Source organism: Corynebacterium sp. UMB6689, assembly GCF_030215295.1.
In the GTDB taxonomy this organism is placed as follows: Bacteria; Actinomycetota; Actinomycetes; order Mycobacteriales; family Mycobacteriaceae; genus Corynebacterium; species Corynebacterium aurimucosum.
This window is the reverse complement of sequence record NZ_JASOLS010000111.1, coordinates 1-313: the sequence shown is the minus strand read 5'-3', so window position 1 is coordinate 313 and position 313 is coordinate 1. Positions and strand designations below refer to the sequence as shown.

1 protein-coding gene is annotated in these 313 nt (G+C 58.1%); it reads right to left on the bottom strand.

Translation table 11 applies throughout. The annotated features are described in order from the left end of the window. Positions 1-313: integrase core domain-containing protein (locus QP363_RS12870; RefSeq protein WP_284764773.1), on the bottom strand; the 313-nt coding region annotated here is incomplete at both ends.

The window sequence follows — 313 nt, the reverse complement described above, 5'->3', positions numbered from 1 at the left end:
TGTGGTTCTCGAAGTCGACGGGGCTTACCATACCGAGTGCGGAGTGTCGGCGCCGGCGGTTGTAGACGACTTCAATCCAGTAGGCAACGGCCTTGCGTGCAGCATCACGGGTCGCCCAGCGCTTACGGTCGTAGAACTCGGTTTTAAGCGTTGACCAGAATGACTCGGCCATCGCGTTATCGAAGCACACACCAGTACGCCCCACAGACTGAGCAATGCCCAGGTTGCGGCAAACTTCCCAGAGCTTCTCACTGGTAAATTGCGTTCCGCGGTCAGCGTGAAACACCAGCCCATCAGGAACATCACCGCGCAG